We start from the raw sequence: 25,217 nt of genomic DNA, 5'->3' as shown, positions 1-25,217 counted from the left end.
AAATAAGCAACCCAGCGATGCAGATTAATTACAAATATACAAATACCTTTGTGGAAAATGTGTAAAATATATATGAAAAATGGCGTGAATTATAAGATTAAACAACCTGGTGCAAATTCATGAAAACAACATTTGCATGAAATATAGCAATCCTAAATGATATGTGAGAGTTCAATAAGCCTCAAATGCCCATAAGATAACGATTTCTATCTCAGTATTTTCCTCACTTTTGGATTGGGATTGCTATATTTATTAAGAATTGTTTTGAATGAATTTATTGATGTGAAAAATACTTAAATATCCTGAAAATATTTAATAAATAGAGGAATAATACTTGGTGTGTTAAATAAAATGATGGAGTTTTGGATTAAGCCACGAATATCTTTTTTCAAGGCTTTTATTTAATTAATATGGTAGACACCCATGATTTCTCTAACCTTAATTTTTCGTGTTGCTAATTGCTGGAATAAATGTTGTTTCAACTAAGTTTTGATTTTTGAGTCATGACGCTTGAGCCTTGCAGTCAGAGCAAGTAGAGCCATGCCTAACAATCCAGAGATAGTAGTGGGTTCGGGAACAGATTGAGTTTGAGTATAGCTGCTGGGATGATCACCATCACCAAACTCATCCAGTGTCTCCCAAGCAAAATTTTGCCAAAAGCCATTTTGATTAAAGGTGGCGTTTGATACCAAGCCATCCCAACCTTGCCAATAGCCATTCCAGCCCCACCAATAACCGTTCCAACCCCAGTCATAAGTACCACTGCTAGTTACCATTTTATTGAGGGCTTCGCCGCGATCGTCGTAGCTATTGTTATTAGCATCAATGAATCCTGGTGTCAGACGTAAAGCGGCTTTAGTAGGATTATTATTCATCCAACTAGTAGTTACTCCCATCTTGCTGGCGAGTCCAGATTTGGCACTATTGAAGATGGTGAGCAAGTCTTGATTGTTCTGTTTGAGATTCCAACCAAGAGCATCCATAACAGTTAGATCATTATTTGTAACTAGTTTTCTCGTACCCCCTGCACTAAAGACATCTCCAAAATAGTATTATTCTGTGATAAAAGAACATTAAAGCGTTATTTTGACACAGAAGCATGAGCAATATACTGAATTACATTGAAGAGAATCCTAAACAAACCCAAAGGTTAATAGGTCTGGAATATGAACAGTTACAACAATTAATCATAAATGGGGAAAGATTATATCATGAAAAAAAAGCTTTACTGGAATCTAAGAAAGTGAGAATTATTGCTGGTGGAGGAGGTCGGAAACCAAAATTATCTATTTCTGAACAAATCATTTTAACTTTAGTGTATCTCCGACATCTGACAACCTTTCAACTTCTAGGTATTCAGTTTGAAGTAAGTGAGTCTACAGCCAACGATACGTTTAACTATTGGTTGCCTAACTTGCGAGAATTACTGCCATCAAGTTTGCTTGAACAAGTAAAAAAAAAACGCTTCTGACTATGAAGTAGTAAAAGAAATGCTCACAGAATATGAATTAATAGTAGATAGCTATGAACAAGTCAGAGAAAGACCTAGAGACAATGATGAACAAAAGAAATATTTTTCAGGTAAGAAGAGTAATCATACATTTAAAACTCAAATGATTATTTTACCTGATGCTAGTGATATCGTTGATGTTGTGGCAGGTGAACCTGGTCCAAAAAGCGATATAACTTTGTTCCGAGAATATCGTTCAGAGTTTGATGCCAAACAAAGATTTAAAGGAGATAAGGCATATCTTGGAGAAGATTTAATTACAACTCCAATTAAGAAACCAAGAAATCAAGAACTAACAACTGAACAGAAAGAACAGAACAAAATATTTTCATCTAAACGAATCTTTGTTGAACATCGAATACGGTCAGTCAAAATCTTTCGAGTTGTCCAAGAGAGATTTAGGTTAAATACCCGCAAATATAAGCAAGTAATTTTGACGATTTGTGGGCTAGTAAGGTTACGGATTCGAGGGCTAATATTACCATTAGAAATATCAGCTATATCATCAGGTTAAAATTATCGCATATAACTAGATATTTTTGCCTAATTATCAACAGCAAATATCTCAAAGTCTTATTTCATCGTACAGAATAGCTAATTTAAGATGATTGCATTTAGTGGCTACAGCCTAGCCAAACAAAGGCTTTGACTGTTTTCGGAGATGTCTAGTCCATACCACTAATAAAGCCGAGGGTGTGAGTCAGTTCATGTACTGCCACACTGAAAAAGTCGAGAGTGCTTGTAGGAATATTACTGCTGCTATTAGCGGCAGTAAAATAATTCCATGAGAGAGACTGGGTTAAATTACCTAAGTTACTCACCAAAATGTAAGCATCATAGTCAGTATCGTGAGCATCAATCAGCCCCAAAGCTTTAGCATTTGCACGGGTAAGATTGATATCGTTGACACCGTAAGTATAATTAGTGTTAAAAGATCCACCATTATAGTGTCTAGCATAAGCATTATACCCTGTACAGTTATTCTGCACGTATCCACCAGTACCTTGTTGCACAAAGGTTGATGTTGAATTACATCGGTTATATATACTAGCAACTGCTTTTTGATCGGTAAGTGAGGTAGCATCTGCTTGTAGTGCTTGAGAAACGGTAGTAAAGTTTTGCGAAGTCACCCCTGGTATTGCCCCACCAATGACGTTAGTAGGTAACTTATTGGTCGGCTCAATAAAGATATTGACCGTGACATCATCGGCTAAGTAATTTGACCAATATTTACCCGCCATCTCATAGCCGAGCATTTGGTTAAGGGTTGTCCCTGGTGCATAGGTGAAATTAAATTGCAAGGCTTGGACTGATGTACCACCCACCATGACAACAGAACCAGCCAGTGTTAGAGGTGTAAGTAGCTTGATTAAGCCAAGAGATTTATTTTGCCTGTGATTGATATTTTTATTCATGGAATTAGACTCAAGATAATATAGATAAGCTGAGGAGGCTCTTGAGGCTGAGGAAGTAAGACAGTTATCGTTAGTTACTTCTTTACTCCAAGAGCTACCTCTAGTTTTTAAGTTGGGGACTGGCGGATAAAGTGTTGGACTCTGCTTGACTTAATGTTGATACAGATTGGCTGGTATTTTATTTTTACGCGCGTCCCTTGGCGGAGGATTGCCACAAGTCATCCCACAAGTCATCCCACAAGTCGATCCCACAAGTCGCGCCAATAGCCATTCCAACGCCACCAATCCCAATTCCAATCCAAGGCGTAAAGACTACTGATCATTTGGTTTAGCGATTCACCGCGATCGCCATTTTCATTGTTATTGCTAGGAATCACGGTGACATTATCGGCTAGGTAATTTGACCAATCCCTACTAGCCATTTCATCGCCGAGCATTTGGTCTATGGTTGTCGCTGGTGCATCAGTCAAATTAAATTGCAATGCTGGGGCTGAAGTATTACTAATTATCACCATTGAAGCAGCTAACGTTAGGGGTGTAAGCCATCCGAACAAAGGAAGTGATTTCAAACAATTTGAAGACATTTTGACAAACCTTAATGATTTGAGTGTTTACTATTGAGAGTCAGTATGAAAAAGCCTTTGTCATATCTAAGGAAGCACACTATTTTCAGCCCGTTTTCTGAGATATCTCAATAGGTAGTCAGTTCAACACACAAGCTTATTTGTTGCCCTGTCCTTGCAATATTAACTGCCAATATAAATAAATTTTCCTATTTGTAGGTTAAATATCTGTGAAAATTAAATATTTTGTTTATACAAAAATCTATAAGAAATCTTTGTGAAAATGAGTTTTTTTTAAAGTTATTTATTTAACTTGAATATTCAAAGTTATTATCACAAAAAGATAGGCTTTGAAATTACCAAGCCTGGGAGCAAGTATTAAGTATTTTCTAGTAAACTTTTTATATGTTCATCTTATTTAATCAAGAGGTTGCATTTAAATAAATAAGATTTAATGAAGTTGAAACACAAGGAAGTAAATAGCGTTGTCTTTACTGTTTTACTTATTCTCAAAGATGAGTCAGCAGTAATTTCACTGAGGGTACATCATAAAAAATAACATTAAAATAATAGTAGTTAACGTACCGACTAGTACAAGAAGGCAAAAATAAAAAAAGAGTGCTTATTTTTAAGCTTTCTGACTATTTTAGATAGTTGCTTTATTTACGCCGTGTTGTGCTAGGAACAAGATATCTGCACCCAATTGCTTTTTAAACACTTCTCAAAACATAAGTTATTTATGGCAAACAAAAAGAAATATCTTTTCAAAACAGAATTGTTGGGAATCGCGTTTTTATTTTCTTTATCCTCGATTCCCTTTTCAATCACACCTAGTATGGCGCAGGTGACTTTCAAGCCACCAAAAACCCAAGCACCAAAAACCTCAACTGGGGGAGCATCCCGTGATGCTTCTACTTGCGGTGCTGATATGAGCAAAATTACCGAAGCCTCAGTTACACCATTGTTACCAAAAACGAATATCGGCTTGACATTAGCAGAGCGTCCGGCAATATTGGTTTATGTTCCGCAAACGAATGCTAAAAAAGCACTTTTTGCCTTGCAAGATGAACAAGGAAAGCAATCTTATCAGACAACCTTAGCCTTACCTCAGAAACCTGGTGTGATAGAAATTAAACTTCCTAGTTCAGTTTCAGCACTGAAAATAGGCAAGAATTATCAATGGTCTTTAGTGATGATTTGCACTGAAGAATTAGAGCCTGATAGTCCTTGGGTAAGTGGATGGATTCGTCGAGTTGAATCTAATCGCAATTTCAAGAATCAGTCTAGTTTAGAGGTAGCGTCTCAACTCGCTAGTATGGGTATTTGGTATGATTCCCTAGCTACTCTGGCTGAGTTAAAGAGAAGACAACCTAATAATTCTACTGTGGCTACTTCTTGGCAAGAAATGTTAAAGTCTGTTGATTTAAGTGCGATCGCAGAAGTCCCTCTTGCTAATTAACTAAAACTAAACAAAAATAGACAAAACAAGAGCAAGAGTAGGGAAAAAGCTTTAAGCAATTTCCACTCTTGCTTCTTCTTTATAAATTACTATTTGTATTATTTGATTTTCAAAATTTCCTCTCTTGAATACAACCTTGATGAAGTCATCTATAAAAGCAATTGTTAAGTATATATACAGGGTGTGTTTCCAGGATTGCCGCAGTATATTCATGACAGCACCTGCTGTAGCAATATGTGTCATGACTGGAGGGATGACAGGGTTATTTCAACTGTTAGAGTGGAACGCTATGGAGCAATTTTTTGCTCTCCGTCCTGCTGAACCACCAGACAAAAGAATTTTAATTGTCACTATTGATGAACAAGACATTACTCAAATTGGTAAATGGCCTATTCCTGACGCTATTTTAGCCAAGCTGATTGTCAAACTAAAAGCACACAAACCAGCCGCTATCGGCTTGGATATTTATCGAGATTTACCTGTAGAACCAGGTCATCAAGAATTGGTAGGAGCGATCAAATCTACGCCTAACTTGATTGGAGTCAAAAAATTAGCAGGGGATCAAGTTGCTCCATCACCTATATTATCTGAATTAAATCAAATTGCATTAGCTGATATGCTTTTAGATACAGATGGTAAAGTCAGACGCGCTTTGCTATCTGCTGGTGATAGTGAGGAGAAAATCTTTTTAGGATTAGCACCACGCTTAAGTTTAATGTATCTTCAAAGCAAAGGTATTGCTTTAGAGCAACTAGATCAAACTGGTTCTGCTTTGCGGTTAGGGAAAGCAGTATTTACACCTTTGACTGGTGAAGAATTTAGTTATCGAGGTGCAGATGTTGGAGGATACCAAATTATCTTGAATTACCGTGGATTCAAAGAAAATTTTGACACGGTAAAAATGCGAGATATCCTGAATGACTCTGCATCATCACAATTAATCCGCGATCGCATTATTTTAATTGGGACTACAGCTAAGAGTATTAATGATTTTGTCAACGTTGGTTACAGTCGCAATCTACAGGATGAAGACAAACGCATGGCTGGGGTAGTAGTTCATGCTAATTTAGTTAGCCAAATTTTAAATGCTGCTGTTGATGGTAGACCATTGCTAGGAGTTTGGTCTAAGCAAGCAGAATGGGTATGGATTTTGTGCTGGTCTTTTGTGACTACTGGTGTGACTTGGCAAGGATTACAAATTCAATCTAAGGGTAAACACTCATTGCCTGGATTGCCAATCGTCATAATTTTATCTGGTATAGGCATCAGTTTGGGGAGTAGCTACACTGCATTTATGCTTGGTTGGTGGATTCCTGTAATTTCACCACTGCTAACAATTTTTCTGGCTACAATTGTTACTAATAGCCTGTATAAACAATCACAATTAGAAAAAGCTAACCAGCAACTCCAAGATTATTCTCGCACCTTAGAAGAAAAAGTGTGCGATCGCACCCAAGAGTTAGAAACCGCCAAAATTGCTGCTGATGTCGCCAACCAAGCTAAAAGTGAATTTTTAGCAAACATGAGTCACGAACTGCGGACACCCCTCAACGGAATTTTAGGGTACGCACAAATTCTAGAACGCTCTGAAAGCATAGCACCAACAACATTAGAAGGCATTAATATTATTCATCAGTGTGGTTCTCACCTGCTCACTCTCATCAACGATATTTTAGACTTATCCAAAATCGAGGCGCGAAAACTGGAATTACACAGTACGGATTTTGATTTCTCTTACTTCCTCACAGGAGTAGTCGAAATGTGTCGTATCCGCGCCCAACAAAAAGGTATCTCTTTTGTTTACCAACCAGATACTAATCTCCCTCAAGCAATTAATGCTGATGAGAAACGGTTACGACAAATAATAATTAATTTACTTGGTAATGCGATTAAATTTACTGAGACAGGTGGAGTCACTTTCACTATACAAGTGTTAGAAGCAGGAGACAATTTCAACAAAATTAGATTTCTAGTGGAAGACACAGGAGTGGGAATGACTCCTGAACAATTGACAAAGATTTTTTTACCTTTTGAGCAAGTAGGGGATAAAAATAAACAAGCAGAAGGTACGGGATTAGGATTAGCTATTAGCTGTAGAATTGCTGATTTAATGGGTAGTCAAATCCAAGTAGATAGTATTTTGGGAACTGGTAGTAAATTCTGGCTAGATTTAAATTTAAATGTTATTAGTCATTGGTTACAACCGGCTACTATATTACAGAAGAAAAAAATTATTGGTATTCAAGACAAACAGCCAAAAATTCTGATTGTAGATGACAAATGGGAAAACCGTTCTATAATCTGTAATTTTATACGACCAATTGGTTTTGAATGCTTTGAAGCTACGAATGGACAAGAAGGATTAAATATAGCAATAACAAATCAGCCTGACCTGATTATTACTGATTTAGCAATGCCTGTCATGGATGGCTTTGAAATGACTCAAGCTTTAAGAAATTCAGAGTCATTAAAAAAAGTTCCAATTTTAGTTTCTTCTGCCAGTGTATTTGAGAGTGATAGAAATAAAAGTTTGCAAATGGGAGGAAATGAATTTTTGCCAAAGCCTTTAGAAATGGATGATTTACTCAAGTATTTACAGGATTATTTACAACTCGATTGGATTTATGCAGAGGAGAGTAAGCAAGTAAAATTTGCTGACAATCAACTATCTCAACAGAATAATTCTCAATTGATAGTTGCGCCGCCAATATCAGAACTTGATAAGCTATTAGATTTGGCTATGAGGGGGAATATCAAAGGAATACAAGTAATATTAAATGAAATAGAAGAATTAGATTTAAATGGTGATTTTATCGTCTTTATTAAACAAGTTAGACAATTAAGTGATAAATTTCAAATAAAACAAATACGCGAATTAATTAAATCTTTAAAGGCTAATATATCATGAACATTTTTAATAATTTTGAAAAAGCAATCATATTGATTGTTGATGATAATCCCACAAATTTAAAAGTCTTATCCGATGCTATTTCTTCTTTAGGATGGGAAATTTTAATAGCAACTGATGGCGAAAGTGCTATTGAGCAAGCTGAATATGCCCAACCAGATATAATTTTGTTAGATGTGATGATGCCAGGAATAGATGGGTTTCAAACCTGTGCAGAACTGAAAAAAAAGCCCTGTACTCAAGATATACCAGTTATTTTTCTAACTGCTCTTACAGATCAATTTGATAAGGTATTAGGTCTTGTCACAGGCGGGGTAGACTATATAACTAAGCCTTTTAATTTAGATGAGGTTTTAGCAAGAATTCAAGTGCATTTAAAATTGCGTGTTTTGACTAAAGAACTTGAAATAAAAAACCAAGAACTTGATAAATTAGTAGAAGAACGTACAAGCAAGCTTTCTCTAACTTTAGAACAACTCCAGCAATCTCAATTACAGTTAGTGCAAAGTGAAAAATTATCGACCCTGGGAGAGTTAGTTGCTGGAGTTGCTCACGAAATTAATAATCCTCTTAGCTTCGCTATGGGTAATTTAGGATTTCTTTATAATTATATAAATGCCTTAATTCAGCATTTACAGCTTTATCATCAACATTATCCTCATCCAGTTGTAAATATTACTAAAAATGCCACACTAATAGAATTAGATGAAATATTGATAGATATACCAAAAATTATGTCTTCAATCGATACGGGATTACAGAGAATTAATAATATTAGCAAGAGTTTACGTAATTTTTCCCGTTCAGATATATCTAAGAAAGCATTTTTTGATATTCATGAAGGTATCAACAGCACTTTAATAATTTTGTCACATCGCTTGAAAGGTAATAAATTACGTGCAGATATAGAAGTAATTAAAGACTATGGAAATCTACCACTAATTGAATGTTACCCTGAGCAAATCAATCAAGTTTTTATGAATATGATTGCTAATGCTATTGATGCCATTGATGAATCATGTCAAACAGATGTTAGAAATAATAAGATGAATAAAATTACCATCAAAACTACATGGAAGCAAGAAGAAGAATTACTAATAGTTACATTCAAAGATAATGGTTTAGGTATGTCAGTAGAAATTCAAAACCAGATATTTGAACAATTTTTTACTACGAAACCAAGAGGTAAAGGTACTGGCTTAGGTTTATCTATTAGCCGCCAAATTATTGAAGAGAAACACAATGGTAGATTAAGATGTTGTTCTGTGTTAGGTGAAGGAACAGAATTTTTTATTGAAATTCCCACCAATTCTGATATGACTGTTAGCAGCGAATTACTAACAAGTTCTCTAACTAAGCAAGATTATTAGTAGATATGAAATTTATGTACAAAAATCAGTATAAGCTAAATCTTACTAAATATGCGCTCTCTCTGGGAGGGCTAACTTTATTTTTAACAACAACGGGTGTTGCAGTATCTGCACAGACTAACCAGGAACTAAGACAAATATCAAAATTAAATCTGGTAACAGACTCAAGTTTACGGCAATACTCCATTACTGACACTTCAAGTCCCAAATATCAACTTAATCAGGGTAGAAATCTGTTTGAAGCTGGACGCTTTACTGAAGCTGTAAAATTTTGGGAAGCCGCATCTGTTGGCTTTAAAAACCAAGGTGATATGGTCAATGAAGCTTGGAGTTTAAGTTACCTATCCTTAGCTTATCAGAATTTAGGAGATTGGCAAAAGGCAGAAGTTACTATTACTAATAGTTTAGAGATATTAAAACATCCCAACGCCCAGAAACAAGGAAACGCTGCTATCTTAGCAGTAGCTCTGAATACCCTAGGAAACCTAAAACTTTCAACAGGAAAAGCACAAGCAGCTTTAAAAGCTTGGCAAGATGCGGAAAGCGCATATGTAGTAGCTGGTGATGAATTGGGAAAGGTAGGTAGCCAAATTAACCAAGCCCAAGCAATGCGAGCTTTAGGATTGTATCGTAGAGGGAAGCAGTTGTTAGTTAATGTCCATCAAAAGTTTCAAAATCAGCCAGACTCTATCATTAAGGCAAAAGCATTACAAAGTTTAGGAATTGCTTTTCAACTAGTAGGAGATTTACAAGAATCTCAAGAGATTTTACAGCAGAGTTTAAAGATTAGTCAAGGTTTAAATTCCGCTACAGACATCAGTAATATTCTGTTTAACTTGGGAAATACGGCTAGAGATTTACAACAAACTGAGATAGCTTTAGATTATTATCAACAAGTTATCGCTCAGACCAAAAATCCTCAATTACGAGTAGATGCACAGTTAAATCAACTCAGTCTTTATTTAGAAACTAGACAAACTAAACAGACTGAGGCTTTATTATCAGAGATTAAGTTGCAATTAGAGAAACTGCCTGCTAGTCGGATGTCTATTTATGCAACAATTAATTTTGTCCGCAATTTTACTAAATTGTCAAAGCTGGCTGGAAATGAACCGATATCATATCAAGAATCAGCCCAAATTTTAGCCCGTGCAGTACGACAGGCGCAAATGCTAGGTGATTTGCGCTCTCAAGCTTATGCTTTAAATGAGTTAGGCAAATTGTACTTTGAGAAGCAGCAGTTAGCTGATGCTTTAAACTTGAGCCAAAAAGCATTACAAATTACTCAAGAGATTAACGCTGCTGATATTAGTTATCAAGCGGCTTGGCAAGTTGGGCGGATTTTGAAAAAACAAGGTGATAATCAGGGTGCGATCGCAGCTTATGATAGTGCTGTGAAAACCCTCAAGTCCCTACGTAGTGACTTAGTAGCAATTAATCGTGATGTCCAGTTTTCTTTTCAGGAGAGTGTCGAACCGATTTATCGGGAACTGGTGGATATATTACTGGAATCTCCTCAACCCAGTCAACAAAACTTAAAACTAGCACGAGACACAATTGAAGCGTTACAACTAGCAGAATTAGATAATTTCTTTCGCGAAGCTTGTGTAAACGCCAAACCAGAGCAAATTGATCAAATTGACAACCAAGCAGCAGTAATCTATCCAATTATTTTAGGCGATCGCTTAGAAGTAATTTTATCTATTCCTGGCAGACCTTTATCTAGCTATAAAACTCTTCTATCTTCAGGGGAAATAGAAAATATCATCAAACAGACGCGCCAATCTCTCAATCCAATTTTCTCTAATGATGAAAGATTATCTATTTCTCAAAAAGTTTATGATTGGTTAATACGCCCTCTAGAATCTGAGTTAAGCAACAGTAGAGTAAAAACTCTGGCTTTTGTGCTAGATGGTTCTCTACGCAATATCCCAATGGCAGCTTTACATGATGGCAAACAGTATTTAGTAGAGAAATACAGTTTAGCACTATCTCCAGGGATGCAGTTAATGCCAGCGCGATCGCTAAAACGTGACAATATCAAATTGATCACAGCTGCACTGAGTGAATCACGCCAAGGGTTTAAAGCTTTACCAGCCGTAAAATCGGAAGTAACAGGAATTTCCTCAGAAGTTTCTTCAAAACTACTTTTAAATGAAAATTTTACCGACACCAACCTCAAACAAGCTATAGACTCAACACCATTTTCGGTGTTACATTTAGCTACTCATGGTCAGTTTAGTAGCCAGTCTGATGAGACTTTTATACTCAGTTGGAATGAAAAGATTAACGTTAAACAATTGGGTGAATTCCTGCAAGCCAGAAACGAATCACAATCTACACCTTTAGAATTGATGGTTCTCAGTGCTTGTCAAACAGCAAAAGGAGACAATCGAGCTATATTAGGATTGGCTGGAGTAGCAGTACGTTCTGGTGCGCGCAGCACTCTAGCTACTCTCTGGTCAGTAAAAGACGAATCCACAGCTAAATTTATGGTGGAATTTTATAACCACCTTAGACAACCGGGTATTAGCAAAGCAGAAGCATTACGACAAACTCAAATCAGTTTTTTGCAAAATGCTGATTTTCAACATCCTTTTTATTGGTCAGCATTTGTATTGGTAGGTAATTGGCTTTAGAAATGGTTGTGCATAATTAAGTTAAAATTTCCTGATTAATAGATTGCAACAGTTATTCTTGCCCATCAACGGCATAATTACATAATTAGGTGTTGGTAAACAGAGGATTGAGTGTGCTACCAGATATCCGAGCTGCAATTTTTGACATGGATGGGTTGTTGTTTGATACAGAAAGCATTGCTCGCTGGGCGTGGAAACAGGCTTTAGCTAGTCATGGCTATCTGATGAGGGATGATTTTTATTATGAGTTTGTCGGACGTGATTTATCTTGGCGAGAAAAAATTCTCAAACAAAGATATGGAAGTAGCTTTCCCTTTGATTCGGTGACAGCACAACGGATTGAAATAGGCGATCGCCGTGAGCTACAAGAAGGTTTACCATTAAAAGCTGGGGTATTAGATTTATTACGTCAGTTAAGTAATTTAGGTATAGTCATCGCTTTAGCAACAGGCACATCCAGGAATAGAAGCATTCGCCGTTTAACCAATGCAGGTATTCTGCAATACTTTACAACTATTGTCACCAGCGAAGATGTTGCTCAAGGTAAACCCGCACCAGATATATTTTTAGAAGCCAGTCGCCGAATTAATGTTGCACCTGTACAGTGTGTGGTGTTTGAAGACTCATGTGTAGGCATAGAATCAGCTTTCAGTGCTGGGATGTACCCAATTATGATTCCCGACATAGAACAACCATCCCCAGAAATCAGATGTTTGGCTTATCAGGTATTGGAATCATTGGAACAAGCTTGTGCAGTATTAGAACAGAGATTAGGGGCTAGGGGATATTAAATGAGTAATGAGTAATGAGTAATGAGTTTTGAGTAGTGAATAAAGGCAAAATTAAATCACTCCTGGGGATTCTGGAGATTGGGGATTAAGGAAAACTTCTTCCTTAACCCCATACTTCTAGCTTAAGTTCAATCTACCCTAGCACGCAGAGCAGGATAGGGGAATAAAGCTTGGAATCCAGTCTGGCGTTCATTAGAGGATTCTGAGGAATAGTTCCACATACTACCGTAGTAGAAGAAGGCTACTCCTAATCCCCGTTGTTGGGTAACTCGTACCTGAGACTTAATTTGTTGTATGGAAACAGGGTTATTGCGTAAACCTGTCATAATCCCGATCGCAGTGGGAATTGTTTGTTGTGCTTCTTGAATTTCAGGACGGGAAACATTGGCGATAAAATTTTGCAGGTTGGGACGGTAAATTTGCACAATTAACTCATCCACAAGATTTTGTCGTAACCAAGTTAGCCAATCTTGCAGTTGAAACTTGTAAGCAAAATCATAGTAATTGGGAGCGACAGAAAAAATAGCATTGGGTTTTCTGGCTTTGACACCTTGGTGTAGCTGAGTCATGAATGCCGTGATTTTATCAGCTCGCCACTTGACCCATGCTTGGTCTTGGGGATTGGCTGGGGGAGGGTTTTTAGTTTCTTGGGTGTAGAGAGAAACTGTATATCGATCATAGCCAAATTCATGGGGCAAACTCATGTGATCGTCAAACTGAATGCCATCAACATCGTAGTTTGTGACGACTTCTAAGACGAGATCACTAATAAACTTCTGCACTTCGGGGTGAAAGGGATTGAGCCAGACAACTTCTCCAGCTGCACTCATGGAAGTTTCGCCACCATCGCGTTTTTTTGTTAGCCACTCTGGATGGTTCAAGGCGAGTTCTGATGTAGGGGGGGCCATGAATCCAAACTCAAACCAAGCAGTTGCTAACAAACCCCGACGATGGGCTTGGTTAATTACGTCTGCTAAGATATCGTGTCCATCTGAGCCTCGAAACACAAAGGGTTGAATATCGGCTCGTTGGGCGACAGCACTGGGATACATCACATAGCCAGAATTCCACACCACAGGATAAACAGTATTAAAGTTCAACTCCCGTAGTCGATTCATAGACTCTTGGACTTTGCGGCGATCCTTAAGGACGTTAAAGTCATTGTTGGTCATCCATACCCCACGAATTTCTTGCCGTGGAACTTGGGCAATAACGGGGGTGAAATTACTCGCCAATAATACCGTGACAAATGAGATTAAAACAAGGATGGGGAAAACCATCCTCAGCAGTCCGTTGCGCCGCCAACCTTGGCTAAAGGAAATAGATTTGATTAGTTGCAATGATGCGTCAGCTACCCAGACGCACCATCTTAGGGTGTGGTGAAGGAGTTTATTAGCCATACAGTTTAAATACTTTGATGCTTACTAAAGGATTGGTGATTGGTAGTTATTTTTCAGTACGGCGCATCGAACTTCTGCATCAGATCAACTGAAGCATATAGCGGTTCTCGCTTTAGTGAGGGGTACAAGAACCCCACCCCCAACCCCCTCCCCGCAAGCGAGGAGGGGGCTATTGCATACCTCATGTGATTAGGAAATGCTATACTTAGCATATTTAGTATAGTTGACGCATTTAGTCTTAATTAGTGCCTGATGGACGTTTATCGGCAATAGCCGTGCTTTATTGACTTTGAATCAAATGATGACATAACTAACAACGTCAATAATACTGAAAATAAATGTGATATCGAAAACTTTTGATGTAAAAGAGAAAAATTTAGAGAAAATTATCAGCGATCGCTTCACATACTCTTATTTTCGGGTATAAGGGGCAAGAAAATTGCTCCTGACCAAAAATGACAAAACACAGAAACAAATTTTCATGTCTCTGTGTTTTGGCTGTATTTTATTTTAGGGACAAATTACGGAACAGTTCGCCTCACCATTATTCTACTGTCTGAGGTTTGAGACTATGAGGACTGATGGAAGAGAGTGCAGCATTAGGTAATTGACAAGCAATCATTGTCTTGACGTGTTCCATCTCATCATCTCGGATGGCTACAAACACATCATAGAGATTATCAATTTGTGGACGACGTTCGGCGGGAGTCTGCGCTGTTTGAAATTCATCAAACATATATAAGTCGCCATCACGATAGTAGAGTCTAGCTATCTCTGGAGCGGGTAGAGCTTTTAATTCAGTCTCTTGAGACGTGAGAAACTTGTCATAGCTATTGTAGGCGTGCTTTTCCACCAATTCCATGAAATTGTATGCAGCACCGGGAGAGACAAGATACAACGCTGTAATAATCCAGTAATAAATTAAAGCAGTTGTTTTAGCTAAAAAGCGATCGCCCCAAAAACCAGCACCCCCCAAATGTTCCATAATCAGCAGGTGATGCAATTCATTCCAAGACTCAGCGAAGTGAACCTTGAGCCAGTCAGCCTTACGCCATAAACCTAGAGTTTCGTAGAGGTGTAGCACCGACAGGTAAGAAAAATAAGGTACTCGTGCTACGGTTTCTAAAACATAAAAGCGAGGATAAGGGCGATCGCGATAAATTGTATTAATGACAAAAACTAAGATACCAACAAGCAAACGAATCATATTATTCTCCATCCAGCATCAACCAGGTGAATCAGGCTAAAATCTTTAATTTCTCGCCTTCACCATCAAAGTAGTTATAACCAGAAAACGTGAGGAACTTGTGAGGAATGATACTTACTAGAGGGGACAGGGGACAGGGGACACGGGACAGGGGATAGACTGTAACCTGTAACCTATCACCTGTCACCTAACATTATGAGTAATCAACTTCAAGACTATAATCCTAGCGGCGTAGGCGAAATTAACGGTAATCTCTTGGGTTTACCTTGTGATTATGACTCTGCGAACTTAATTGTTTTTGCTGTACCTTGGGAAGTTACTGTTTCCTATGGTGCAGGTACAGCTAACGGGCCACAGCGTATTCTTGATGCTTCCATTCAAATGGATTTATTTGACTTCGACAACCCTGATGGCTGGAAACAAGGAATTTTTCTAGTAGAAATTCCCCAAGATATTCTAGAGAAAAATGATTACTATCGTGACTTAGCTGCACAAATTATTGAACGATTAGCGCAAGGTAAAGAATTAACAGACACACCTGATTTAACACCTGTTTTAACAGAAATTAATCAGGCTTCTGAACAAGTGAATCAATGGCTATTTACACAGTGTCAAGCAGCAATAAATAAGGGGAAACAAGTTGCTGTGATTGGTGGTGATCATAGTTCACCATTAGGTTATTTCCAAGCCTTAGCAGCTAAATATCCCAACTTTGGCATTCTACACATTGATGCACACGCAGATTTACGTGATGCCTATGAAGGATTTGAATTTTCCCATGCTTCTATCATGTTTAATGCAATGAAAATACCGGAAATTTCCAAATTAGTGCAGGTAGGTTTGCGTGATATTTGTCATGATGAAGTGCAAATAATTGACCAATCAAATAGTCGAATTGTGGCATATTATGACCCAGCTATTCAACAGAGGCTATATTCGGGAACAACCTGGATAAATTTATGCCAAGAAATTATTAACCATTTACCAGAATATGTTCACATTAGCTTTGATGTAGACGGTTTAGATCCCAAACTTTGTCCAAATACGGGTACTCCTGTTCCTGGAGGTTTGGAATTAGAACAAAGTTTTTGTTTGTTCCGAGAATTGGCGAAGAGTGGGAGAAAAATTATTGGTTTTGATGTGTGTGAAGTTGGTGATGCTGAGTGGGATGGTAATGTCGGGGCGCGAATTGTTTACAAACTTGCCAATTTAATGGATTTATCTCAGCAATAATCTCATAGGATTTAATATCAACCCTTATAGATAGGCTTGCGTGTACACGGGGAGGGGTTGGGGTGGTTTCACCAAGCCAAAAGGCGGTGTAATCAATAGACCTCTTGCAAAATGCCAAAAATGAGATGTGTCATTCTGAATGAAATGTATAATCTTTGAGATGTTTCGCTTCGCTCAACATGACAGCTTAAGCATTTATGCAAGAGGTCTAATATCCTTTGAACCTACATGGAAATCCAACGATTTTGCTCTACAGCTTGAATGACGCTGAGATATTTTTCTTGCAAGTCTTGGCGGTCTTGTGGTTCTGGTAATCCCTCTTTTCCTGCTCTGAAATACTTACCTAAACTTAGTAAAACTAGGTTTAGTGATTTCTTCCTGCTTCTTCCAAGGTAGAAGGCTACTTCTTGTCCACAGGCGTTAAGTTCAGGTCAAGCCGACCTTACTTTTTGTTTTTCAACTAAAAAGCTGATTGGTTTGTGCGTCCTTGGTTTTCGGACATACTATGATTTTACAGGACTTAACGCTACTTTTTTTAGATATCTTTAAGCAGATTTAGCTAACAATTTGGCTACTTAGTAAAGCTCCCCGTTCAATCATGTCAGCGTGACGACGCAGAATAGCTAGGTATTCGGGATTGTTGGTATACTGGGCAATACGGGCGATCGCTTCTAAAAGATGAATGGTCACGGCTGCATCACTACGGGCATACTGACGAATGGGGTTGAAAGCATTATCCATCACTCCAGCAAAGGTGACGGGTTCAGCGATGATGCGTAATTGGCGATCGCGATCGTAACGATAGGGTGAAGGACATTTTCTTTGGACTAAATAGCACATCCCCGCGCACAATCTATCAACGCACCGGATAGCCGTAAAAGGATCGTTAATTCCCGGAGACAGCGCACGCACTGCTATTTCTACCAACTGATTCACGGGAAACTCTACATCTTGTTGTTCAGTGCGTTCTCTACCCAAGATAAAAGCTTTGTTGATTTCATCAATGAGTTTTTGATTTACCCGTTTAGATGGGAAAGCCATGACGAGAATGCTATCTTCAATCACAAACTTTCCTGGTCGTAATTCCAACCGTAGTAGTAGATTATGCTTACAAGCAATTTTTAGTAATTCTTGGTCATCGATAAATTGCAGATAACCATTGCGTTTAGCACCAACGGGACAAGCCAAGGACTCGAAATCTTCAGGAAGTATTTCTGTGTGTTGTGGGTTTGGTGGTGGACTCATCCCAATTTTTTCGGGGAACAAACGATCAACGGCTTTGTGTAAATCCTCACTCACACTATGAATCACATGAGAAGCTTGAATGATTGTTGAGGCGTGATGGATGAAGTAAATTAACACCCCAATACTGAAGATGGCTAGCACAATCCCAAATGTCACAGACAAATGAGGTACAAACGGGTTATAGCCCTCACTGTAGATAGTCCGCAGTACCAGTAAGCAGTAAATAAAGGTAGCAATAAATGTACCTAATACTATTTGATTACCTGTGTCCTGCATAAAATTGCGTAGCAATCGGGGGCCAAAGTTAGCAGCCGCTAGTTGCAGTGCGACAATGGTAATTGAGAAAGCTGTAGCTGCTACACTTACCATTGAGCCGGCGATGGCGGAAAGTACCTCTCTTGCACCATCGGGGCCGCCTGTATAAATTAAACTCCAATCTCCAAACCCGATGGAGCGATCAAGGGTGAGCATAATAAATGATAGAGCGATCGCCATCAAAACCATTAAGCTAGGTAAAAACCAGTAGCTAGAATGGAGTGCATCCCATAACTTTCTCAAACGCACGTTATTCATGACTGTTCCTTACCTGTGGGAGTGTCTACTTTACCGTTACCCCCCTCAGCCAAACGTCGCAGCGAACCGCTAATACTGCGAGGTTTGGGAACTTCTTTCTTACCCGCAGGCCATCCTTCACGTTGACGGGAGCGATCGCCGTCTGTCTCTTCGGTTTGGTCATGGAATAAAATTTGTCTAGTAGGATATGGTAAATCTATGCCATGTTCCACATACAGTTTTTGCTTGATTGCAGAGATGACTTTATCTCGTGACTCTAGTGCATCTAACCTAAAAGGCGGTTTAATCCACCACCTAGCACGAATATTTACTGTACTTTCCGCTAGTTCCATCACCAATACATCTGGGGCTGGGTCTTTTAACACTACATCTACACTATGTATTGCTTCCAGCATCAACTGCTTTGTCTGCTCTAAATCATCCCCATAGCCGACACCAATATCATATTCCAATCGCCGATGATCAAAGGCAGTATTCACAGTCACGGAATTAGTAAATAACTCAGAATTGGGGATGACAATTCTGCGACCATCATAAGTTCTAATAGTGGTAGCCCGTGTTTCAATATTTTCTACTGTCCCCTCAAAACCTTTAAAAACAATTTGATCATCAATTTGAAAAGGTTCTGTTAATAAAATTAAAATACCCGCTAAAAAGTTTTGCAGAATATCCCGAAATGCAAAACCAATTGCTACCCCACTAATTCCCAATAACTGTACCAAATCCCCGGCTTTAAGTGTTGGTATGACAATAGATAAGGAGATAAATAACCCTACTAAAACCGTTGCACCTTGTGCCAATCTTCCCAACACCATACCTAAATTACGAGCATAACGGTGATGACGAGTTAAGCGTTTGACTATACGCTTAATTTGCCTGCCTATAAAAATAAATACTGCAAATACAATTAACGCCAGGATGATATTCGGTAGCAACGACATGAAGCCGTTAAACATTTTTTGGATTTGCTCCAAAAGTGCAGATATCTCTACATTCATTTATTTTCCTCACTCATCAATCGTAGCTGATGATACTGAAAAATACAGAAGATAGAATCTGTCTATAGTTTGTAAATCAGTGTTCCACAAGAGAGAGATGTAACAATTCAAAATTTATCTGAGAGAAACCGGAGTTTTGCATTTTTACAATGATTAACCAAGTAAATATTAATACATCAAAATTATTCCTAAAATATTGTCTTTAAAAAAATGTAAGTTTTTGATAAAAATCTAGTGAATATAATAAAAACCTATTAATCATCTGTTAGCTTATGTACGTGTTCTACCAAAAATAGGGTTCATCAAGTTCAAATCTATAAAAAATTGATAGTTTATTTGAACTGTGAGTATTGATGAATTAAAACTAATTAAAAAATCAACCTAAGTATGGAAAAAAGATTAGGAACACAGTTGAGTAACTTGTACCAAAATTGTAGTCAATATATCAACAAACTCTCTCTTAATAGAAATTTTCGTGGGTTAAAAATATATCTTTTTATACTGTTATTATCTATGGCAGTGATTATTGCTCCCATAGGTAGTCCCATATCTGAGACTGTAACTTTAAATAGAGTAACAACAACTTCTTACCAGGTATCAGCAAAACCAGCTTACAAAACATCTTGGCTCGGTAATACCTTTAGTGGTAAAAAGTGGGTACAGATTCAAATGGCTGGGATGTATGTTGCCCCAGATGGCACAGTTTATGTGAATAGTCATTGGGATGAAGCAGGTAGGGAAGTAGGCATTTATAAGAATGGCGATGTCATCGGTAAAGTTGATGACTTGCACGGCTGGGGAAGACTGGGAGGAATAGCAATTACAGCCAATAAACAGTATCTCTATGTAGGTATGCAGCAATCTCCTGAAGGGAAACCAGAGGACGATTATCCACCCAAGGGAACGACTTGGTACTGTGTCAGACGCTATACCTTGTCTGGCAAACCAGCCCCATTTGCTGGGGGGCGTGGTTGGGATAAAAGTATGCTCATTATCAATACTAAAAATGAAGTTGCTGGATTAGCAACTAGCGGTAACGAGTTATATGTAAGTGATGTTGCTACTGATAGTATCCGGGTTTACAACAGTGACACCATGCAGGAACTACGCAGTTTTAGCGTGACTAATCCAGGTGCGATCGCTATTGATCGGCAAAATAATCTATGGGTTGTTCAAAACAAAAAGAATAAAACTGCTGCCAAGATTGTACGTTATACCCCCCAAGGCAAGCAATTACCCCAACAGATTACAGATGTAGTGCAGCCAACTGCGATCGCTGTAACTCCCCAAGATAAACTTTTAGTGGCAGACAATAGCCAGCGTCAGCAAGTATTAATTTACGACATTGCTAAAAAACCAGTGCAGATTGGCACTTTGGGCGACAAAGGCGGCATTTATAGCGGGATTCGTGGTGAAGTCAAAGACTCAAAACTGTACGGTATTACCGGAGTCGGTACAGATACAGCAGGCAATATCTACATTAGCAATCATGGTTTCAATAACACTGGTGCAGATTTAAGGAAGTTCTCGCCATCAGGAAAACTCCAGTGGCGGTTATTGGGTTTGCAATTCTTAGATAATGCTGATGCTGATCCTGATAGCGATGGTAAAGACGTGTTTACTAAAAATGAACACTTCGTCATGGACTACAGCAAAAACAGTGGCAAAGAATGGACATATAAAGCCTATACCTTAGATAAATTTCGCTATCCTGACGACGGGAGACTACACACCACACCCACATCTGTCTTTATGCGTCGCCTGGGAGGAAAACGGTTAATGTATCTCTCCTCAGAAATGATGGCCGAACGTCTGTTAATCTACCGTTTTGATGGTGAAATTGCCGTTCCTTGTGGCATCTTTGGCAAGAATCATCTTAAATGGCCAGCTAATCAACCCAAAAACGGTAGTTGGTTATGGCACGATGTCAATGGTGATGGTGCGATTCAAACCAATGAATACAAAACTCTAGGTGAAGAAGATCCTTCTGTCTGGGGTTGGGAAGTTGACAGCAAAGGAGATATTTGGCAAGCCGCAGAAGCCGGCTACATCAAACACTATCCTTATCAAAAATTAGATAAACATGGCTGTCCAATTTATGGTCAAGGCACTGGGGAAAAAATCTCCATGCCCGCACCTTTCACCACCCTCACCAGGATTAAGTATATTCCCAAACAGGATGTTATGTATTTAGGAGGGTATACAAGCGATCGCCCCAACTTAGATGGTGATTGGGGGTTAGTTGGTACAGAGATAGTGCGCTACGACAACTGGAGTAAAAAAAGAACTTTGCGCTGGCGAATAGCCCTACCTTATGAAACCAACACTAGTCCCAAACTGCACATCAAATCAATGGATGTAGCAGGAGACAGAGTTTTTGCAGTGGCGAGTAAAATGGCGGAGGTTTACGCCTATAACGCCACCACAGGAAAACAACTACAAATATTAAAACCAGGCCCAGAAGTCAACGGAGAAAGTGGCTGGGTGGATATACCCTACGGTATCCGCGCTTTTCAACGCTCAAATGGTGAGTATCTAGTATTTGTAGAAGAAAATGCCAAAGGTAAAGTGATGATGTATCGCCTACCGGGGTGAAGAGTGAGGGTGTAGGGGGGTAGGGGTGTAGGGGTGTAGGGGTGTAGGGGGAGACAAACTCATTACTCATTACTCATTACTCATTACTCCTTACTCCTTACTCCTTACTCCTTACTCCTTACTCCTTACTCATTACTCATTACTCATTACTCAGCACTCAGCACTCCTTACTCACTCAAACTTTAACTAAAACACTGGGAAGTAAATGCGTGTACTACATATTTTGAACCACGTCCGAGAAATTGGTAACGGCATCGTCAATGTAGCCGTAGACTTAGCTTGTCTGCAAGCAAAAAACGGTCATGAAGTGGCTATTGCATCTGCTGGCGGGGAATATGAAATATTATTAGGAGATTATGGTGTCAAGCACTTTCAATTAGACCAAACTAGGACACCAATCAATTTAATTAATGCGGTTAGACGTTATCGAGCAATTATCAAAGAATTTCAGCCAGATATTGTCCATGCCCACATGATGACGGGAGTTGTATTAGGAAGATTTCTCAAAGCTTCTGCTAGCTACGGCTTAGTTGCCACAGTACACAACGAATTTCAACGCAGCGCGGTACTGATGGGTTTAGCGGATCGGGTAATTGCGGTAAGCAAGGCGGTTGCTAAATCAATGGCACGGCGGGGGATTCCAGAGCATAAATTAAGGGTGATATCTAATGGGACATTGGGTAGTGTCCGCACCCGTAATATTAAAGAGTACCAGCCTGTAGAATTACAAAGACCAGCGATCGCTACCGTAGCGGGTATGTATCAACGCAAGGGTATCAGTGAGTTAATTGATGCCTTCGCGCAAATCGCTACCGAATTTCCCGAAGCACATCTCTATTTAGTGGGGAATGGCCCAGACAGAGAAACTTTTGTGAAACAAGCCCAGAAAATAGGTTTGAGCGATGCTTGCGGCGGACTACACCAACGCATCCATTTTGAAGGTTTTCAGCCAGAGCCGCAACGTTACCTATTAGCAGCAGACATTTTCGTACTTGCTTCTCACCGTGATCCTTCTCCCCTTGTGATTCCAGAAGCCCGTGAAGCTGGCTGTGCTATTATCGCTACCAATGTAGATGGCATTCCTGAAGCACTAGACAATGGCAAAGCTGGTGTTTTAGTTCCCCCAAAAGATAGCACTGCTTTGGCAGATGCTCTAGCCAAATTACTTAGCCAACCTCATCTACTCAAGCATTGGCAAAACCAAGCACAACAAAATTTGGAATGGCTGACCGTTGGACGTGTTAATCAACAAACTTTGGCAATTTATTCTGAGTTGAAAATAGATGATAGCGAATCTGTAACGAGTGAGAATATCCTGCGTCGTTTACCGAAAAAGCAATTTAAAATCTAAAATTGGCAAGGTCAATCAAGATTAATATTACAAGACGAAACGCGTAGTATTATTTAATCTTGCCGCAGGTATATCATATTATTTTTATGCAAATTCCTCATTTTGCTGAAACGAACCACCCGCTAGTTAAGTCCCTGTTTCATCATAGTGACCAAGAACTGCTGGAATTGTTTCAACATCACCCCGATGCTGGCAAATACTTTACAGTGATTTTTTGCCGTTATAGCCCGATAGTTTATACTTTGATTCAACATTCGGCGCGATCGCCTGTACAAGCTGAATATCTATTTGCTCTGACTTGGCGGCACATTTATTATGAACTGGGTGGACTGGATTTAAACAACCCTTCATCTGGCCAAGACGGTTTGACTTTGCAAAATTGGCTAATTAATATCACGGCTGTCTGCATTAATGAAATTCAACTACCACCCACAGAATCTATACATTATTCCCTACAAGCCACTTCACCGCCGTTATGGTGCTATATCGAACAGGCATTAGATCAACTACCCCCGATTTTAAGATTAATGGTGTTGATGGCTCAAACTTTTCATTGGAGTGAAACTCGTATTGCAGCTTATTTGCAAGCTGAAGGGGAAAAAATTACGCCTCCTGATGTAGCTAATTTTCTCCAGGAAGGCTATCGTATGCTAGAGGACAAATTACCCGCAGATATCCGCGATATCTACTTGGGGGAAGATTTAGTTAAATCGTAATCTAAGTATATATCCGTAATTTGCTAGTCTTCATACTTACAGAATTATTTTCTGCGAGCTTCTACTTAAACCCGAAATTCCAGGGGTAAGTTTTATGAGACAAAAGCATACCGTTTTAAATTTATTCCCCACCCCGAAAATTTTAAGTTATCGGTTGGTGAACAAATATAAATTTTTTAGTTCTTACTTGTTACTTTGGGCTGTACTGTTCAATCCTCTAGTGGCGAATGCAGTTGATATTACTCAGCAGTTGCATCGTCCATTAAATAGTTCTTTTGGACGACAATCCAGAGATAATGCAGACGCGTTATTACGTGTTAGTCAAAAGCAATATGCTAGTGGCTACCCGGAAAAGTCTATTGGCTCTAGTTTGCAAGCACTAGAGATTTATCACTTAATTGGCGACCTTAGAGCTAAAGGTTTAACTTATGATTTACTAGCAAAGGCTTATATTCAACTGGGACGCTACAAAGAAGGTGAAGACGCATTACGCCGACATTTAGCGATCGCACGGGATACTCAAGACTTTCAATCTCAGATTTTTGCCTTAAATAACATTGGGACTTTGTTTTTGCAAGTTGGTGAACCCATCCCCGCAGGTAAAACCCTAGAGGAAGCACTAATAATTGCTCGCAATGTCAAAAATATAGAAGGTGAAGGGCTATCTTTAAGTAATTTGGGTTTGGTATCAGCGAGACAGGGAGATTATAATAAAGCAATTAAGCTCTATGAAACTGCTTTAATCTACCGCCGCCGCAGTGGTGATTTGCGTGCTGAACTCAATACTTTAAATAATTTAGGAGATACTTATCTAGCGGCTGGTAACTATCAAGATACCATTGCTACCTATGGCGCGGCGATGGGGATGGCGAGGATCAACCGCGATCGCACCAACCAAATCCGAGCAATTGATGGTTTAGTCACCGCCCACAGTGCTGTAGGACGCTACGAACGTGCTTTTGAATTACTCCAAAAACGTTTAATTTTGGCGCAAGAATTACAAAACTTGCCAGAACAATTAAAATCTTTTCAATCCTACGCCCAACTTTACGAGCAGTTAGGTAATTATCCCACCGCCCGTAATTTTTATGAAAGAGCCATTATACTTTCACAAACCCTAGAAGATCGTCAACAGGAAGTGCTATTGCGCGATCGCTTAACCCAAATGTTAAAGCGGCGTGTCAAGTAAACCCCACCCCTTAAACCAATTCGCAATGGACTAACGTCCCGCTCCGCTAACGCAA

The 25,217-nt window shown here is 39.0% G+C and carries 19 protein-coding genes; 12 read left to right on the top strand and 7 right to left on the bottom strand.

The window, feature by feature from the left end; genetic code table 11:
* Nucleotides 1–482 precede the first annotated feature (482 nt).
* A complete protein-coding gene (locus L6494_RS18415; protein WP_237989129.1) occupies nucleotides 483–983 on the bottom strand; it encodes a PEP-CTERM sorting domain-containing protein in 501 nt (166 codons plus the stop codon).
* Nucleotides 984–1,099: 116 nt separating this feature from the next.
* On the opposite strand from L6494_RS18415, the gene L6494_RS18410 reads away from it, so the two are divergent.
* Both L6494_RS18410 and L6494_RS18405 read left to right on the top strand, forming a co-directional pair.
* Nucleotides 1,100–1,471, top strand: coding sequence for a helix-turn-helix domain-containing protein (locus L6494_RS18410; protein WP_237989128.1), 372 nt, complete (start codon nucleotides 1,100–1,102; stop codon nucleotides 1,469–1,471).
* Nucleotides 1,472–1,490: 19 nt separating this feature from the next.
* Nucleotides 1,491–2,024 (top strand): HARBI1 family protein, encoded by a 534-nt coding sequence (locus L6494_RS18405; RefSeq protein ID WP_237989127.1) that lies wholly within the window; start codon nucleotides 1,491–1,493, stop codon nucleotides 2,022–2,024.
* Nucleotides 2,025–2,175: 151 nt separating this feature from the next.
* On the opposite strand, the gene L6494_RS18400 is transcribed toward L6494_RS18405, so the two are convergent.
* Nucleotides 2,176–2,925 (bottom strand): NF038122 family metalloprotease, encoded by a 750-nt coding sequence (locus tag L6494_RS18400; protein ID WP_237989126.1) that lies wholly within the window; start codon nucleotides 2,923–2,925, stop codon nucleotides 2,176–2,178.
* Nucleotides 2,926–3,155: 230 nt separating this feature from the next.
* Nucleotides 3,156–3,509 carry a hypothetical protein gene (locus tag L6494_RS18395; protein ID WP_237989125.1) on the bottom strand — a complete coding sequence of 118 codons (354 nt, stop codon included), beginning with the start codon at nucleotides 3,507–3,509 and terminating at the stop codon, nucleotides 3,156–3,158.
* Between the two features lie 718 nt (nucleotides 3,510–4,227).
* Between L6494_RS18395 and L6494_RS18390 the strand changes: the two genes are divergently transcribed.
* The 5 genes from L6494_RS18390 (at nucleotide 4,228) to L6494_RS18370 (ending at nucleotide 12,655) form a co-directional block, all read left to right on the top strand.
* On the top strand, nucleotides 4,228–4,947 hold the full coding sequence (locus L6494_RS18390) for a DUF928 domain-containing protein (protein ID WP_237989124.1): 720 nt from the start codon (nucleotides 4,228–4,230) through the stop codon (nucleotides 4,945–4,947).
* Between the two features lie 211 nt (nucleotides 4,948–5,158).
* Nucleotides 5,159–7,855 (top strand): CHASE2 domain-containing protein, encoded by a 2,697-nt coding sequence (locus L6494_RS18385; protein ID WP_330911025.1) that lies wholly within the window; start codon nucleotides 5,159–5,161, stop codon nucleotides 7,853–7,855.
* Nucleotides 7,852–9,225 carry a hybrid sensor histidine kinase/response regulator gene (locus L6494_RS18380; RefSeq protein ID WP_237989122.1) on the top strand — a complete coding sequence of 458 codons (1,374 nt, stop codon included), beginning with the start codon at nucleotides 7,852–7,854 and terminating at the stop codon, nucleotides 9,223–9,225. Before L6494_RS18385 ends, L6494_RS18380 begins: the two co-directional genes overlap by 4 nt.
* Before the next feature lie 14 nt (nucleotides 9,226–9,239).
* Entirely contained in the window at nucleotides 9,240–11,864 is a 2,625-nt protein-coding gene (locus tag L6494_RS18375) for a CHAT domain-containing protein (RefSeq protein ID WP_237989121.1), read from the top strand.
* A 113-nt stretch (nucleotides 11,865–11,977) separates the two neighbouring features.
* Entirely contained in the window at nucleotides 11,978–12,655 is a 678-nt protein-coding gene (locus L6494_RS18370; RefSeq protein ID WP_237989120.1) for an HAD family hydrolase, read from the top strand.
* A 128-nt stretch (nucleotides 12,656–12,783) separates the two neighbouring features.
* Here the strand turns inward: L6494_RS18370 and L6494_RS18365 are convergent, their stop codons facing one another.
* Nucleotides 12,784–14,055: a glycoside hydrolase family 10 protein gene (locus tag L6494_RS18365; RefSeq protein WP_237989119.1), complete on the bottom strand. Its 1,272-nt coding sequence runs from the start codon at nucleotides 14,053–14,055 to the stop codon at nucleotides 12,784–12,786.
* Between the two features lie 544 nt (nucleotides 14,056–14,599).
* Complete coding sequence (locus L6494_RS18360; protein ID WP_237989118.1) at nucleotides 14,600–15,262, bottom strand: alternative oxidase; 663 nt, start codon at nucleotides 15,260–15,262, stop codon at nucleotides 14,600–14,602.
* 195 nt (nucleotides 15,263–15,457) lie between these two features.
* Here L6494_RS18360 and speB point away from each other — a divergent pair, with 195 nt between their 5' ends.
* Nucleotides 15,458–16,495: an agmatinase SpeB gene (gene speB, locus L6494_RS18355; protein ID WP_237989117.1), complete on the top strand. Its 1,038-nt coding sequence runs from the start codon at nucleotides 15,458–15,460 to the stop codon at nucleotides 16,493–16,495.
* A gap of 555 nt (nucleotides 16,496–17,050) precedes the next feature.
* Here speB and L6494_RS18350 read toward each other — a convergent pair.
* Nucleotides 17,051–18,313 (bottom strand): DUF2254 domain-containing protein, encoded by a 1,263-nt coding sequence (locus L6494_RS18350; protein WP_237989116.1) that lies wholly within the window; start codon nucleotides 18,311–18,313, stop codon nucleotides 17,051–17,053.
* Complete coding sequence (locus L6494_RS18345) at nucleotides 18,310–19,311, bottom strand: mechanosensitive ion channel family protein (RefSeq protein WP_237989115.1); 1,002 nt, start codon at nucleotides 19,309–19,311, stop codon at nucleotides 18,310–18,312. Before L6494_RS18345 ends, L6494_RS18350 begins: the two co-directional genes overlap by 4 nt.
* Before the next feature lie 387 nt (nucleotides 19,312–19,698).
* On the opposite strand from L6494_RS18345, the gene L6494_RS18340 reads away from it, so the two are divergent.
* The 4 genes from L6494_RS18340 (at nucleotide 19,699) to L6494_RS18325 (ending at nucleotide 25,162) form a co-directional block, all read left to right on the top strand.
* A complete protein-coding gene (locus tag L6494_RS18340) occupies nucleotides 19,699–21,906 on the top strand; it encodes a hypothetical protein (RefSeq protein ID WP_237989114.1) in 2,208 nt (735 codons plus the stop codon).
* 205 nt (nucleotides 21,907–22,111) lie between these two features.
* A complete protein-coding gene (locus tag L6494_RS18335) occupies nucleotides 22,112–23,257 on the top strand; it encodes a glycosyltransferase (protein ID WP_237989113.1) in 1,146 nt (381 codons plus the stop codon).
* A gap of 86 nt (nucleotides 23,258–23,343) precedes the next feature.
* Complete coding sequence (locus L6494_RS18330; RefSeq protein ID WP_237989112.1) at nucleotides 23,344–23,973, top strand: sigma-70 family RNA polymerase sigma factor; 630 nt, start codon at nucleotides 23,344–23,346, stop codon at nucleotides 23,971–23,973.
* 94 nt (nucleotides 23,974–24,067) lie between these two features.
* Entirely contained in the window at nucleotides 24,068–25,162 is a 1,095-nt protein-coding gene (locus tag L6494_RS18325) for a tetratricopeptide repeat protein (protein ID WP_237989111.1), read from the top strand.
* Nucleotides 25,163–25,217 lie beyond the last annotated feature (55 nt).

Source organism: Nostoc sp. UHCC 0870, assembly GCF_022063185.1.
Classification (GTDB): Bacteria; Cyanobacteriota; Cyanobacteriia; order Cyanobacteriales; family Nostocaceae; genus Trichormus.
This window is presented reverse-complemented; position numbering and strand designations above follow the sequence as displayed.

Excerpts from the sequence above, each read along its gene's own strand:
- L6494_RS18415 (WP_237989129.1), bottom strand. The coding sequence starts at position 983 with ATGGATGCTCTTGGTTGGAATCTCAAACAGAACAATCAAGACTTGCTC.
- L6494_RS18410 (WP_237989128.1), top strand. The coding sequence starts at position 1,100 with ATGAGCAATATACTGAATTACATTGAAGAGAATCCTAAACAAACCCAA.
- L6494_RS18405 (WP_237989127.1), top strand. The coding sequence starts at position 1,491 with ATGCTCACAGAATATGAATTAATAGTAGATAGCTATGAACAAGTCAGA.
- L6494_RS18400 (WP_237989126.1), bottom strand. The coding sequence starts at position 2,925 with ATGAATAAAAATATCAATCACAGGCAAAATAAATCTCTTGGCTTAATC.
- L6494_RS18395 (WP_237989125.1), bottom strand. The coding sequence starts at position 3,509 with ATGTCTTCAAATTGTTTGAAATCACTTCCTTTGTTCGGATGGCTTACA.
- L6494_RS18390 (WP_237989124.1), top strand. The coding sequence starts at position 4,228 with ATGGCAAACAAAAAGAAATATCTTTTCAAAACAGAATTGTTGGGAATC.
- L6494_RS18385 (WP_330911025.1), top strand. The coding sequence starts at position 5,159 with ATGACAGCACCTGCTGTAGCAATATGTGTCATGACTGGAGGGATGACA.
- L6494_RS18380 (WP_237989122.1), top strand. The coding sequence starts at position 7,852 with ATGAACATTTTTAATAATTTTGAAAAAGCAATCATATTGATTGTTGAT.
- L6494_RS18375 (WP_237989121.1), top strand. The coding sequence starts at position 9,240 with ATGTACAAAAATCAGTATAAGCTAAATCTTACTAAATATGCGCTCTCT.
- L6494_RS18365 (WP_237989119.1), bottom strand. The coding sequence starts at position 14,055 with ATGGCTAATAAACTCCTTCACCACACCCTAAGATGGTGCGTCTGGGTA.
- L6494_RS18360 (WP_237989118.1), bottom strand. The coding sequence starts at position 15,262 with ATGATTCGTTTGCTTGTTGGTATCTTAGTTTTTGTCATTAATACAATT.
- speB (WP_237989117.1), top strand. The coding sequence starts at position 15,458 with ATGAGTAATCAACTTCAAGACTATAATCCTAGCGGCGTAGGCGAAATT.
- L6494_RS18350 (WP_237989116.1), bottom strand. The coding sequence starts at position 18,313 with ATGAATAACGTGCGTTTGAGAAAGTTATGGGATGCACTCCATTCTAGC.
- L6494_RS18345 (WP_237989115.1), bottom strand. The coding sequence starts at position 19,311 with ATGAATGTAGAGATATCTGCACTTTTGGAGCAAATCCAAAAAATGTTT.
- L6494_RS18340 (WP_237989114.1), top strand. The coding sequence starts at position 19,699 with ATGGAAAAAAGATTAGGAACACAGTTGAGTAACTTGTACCAAAATTGT.
- L6494_RS18335 (WP_237989113.1), top strand. The coding sequence starts at position 22,112 with ATGCGTGTACTACATATTTTGAACCACGTCCGAGAAATTGGTAACGGC.
- L6494_RS18330 (WP_237989112.1), top strand. The coding sequence starts at position 23,344 with ATGCAAATTCCTCATTTTGCTGAAACGAACCACCCGCTAGTTAAGTCC.
- L6494_RS18325 (WP_237989111.1), top strand. The coding sequence starts at position 24,068 with ATGAGACAAAAGCATACCGTTTTAAATTTATTCCCCACCCCGAAAATT.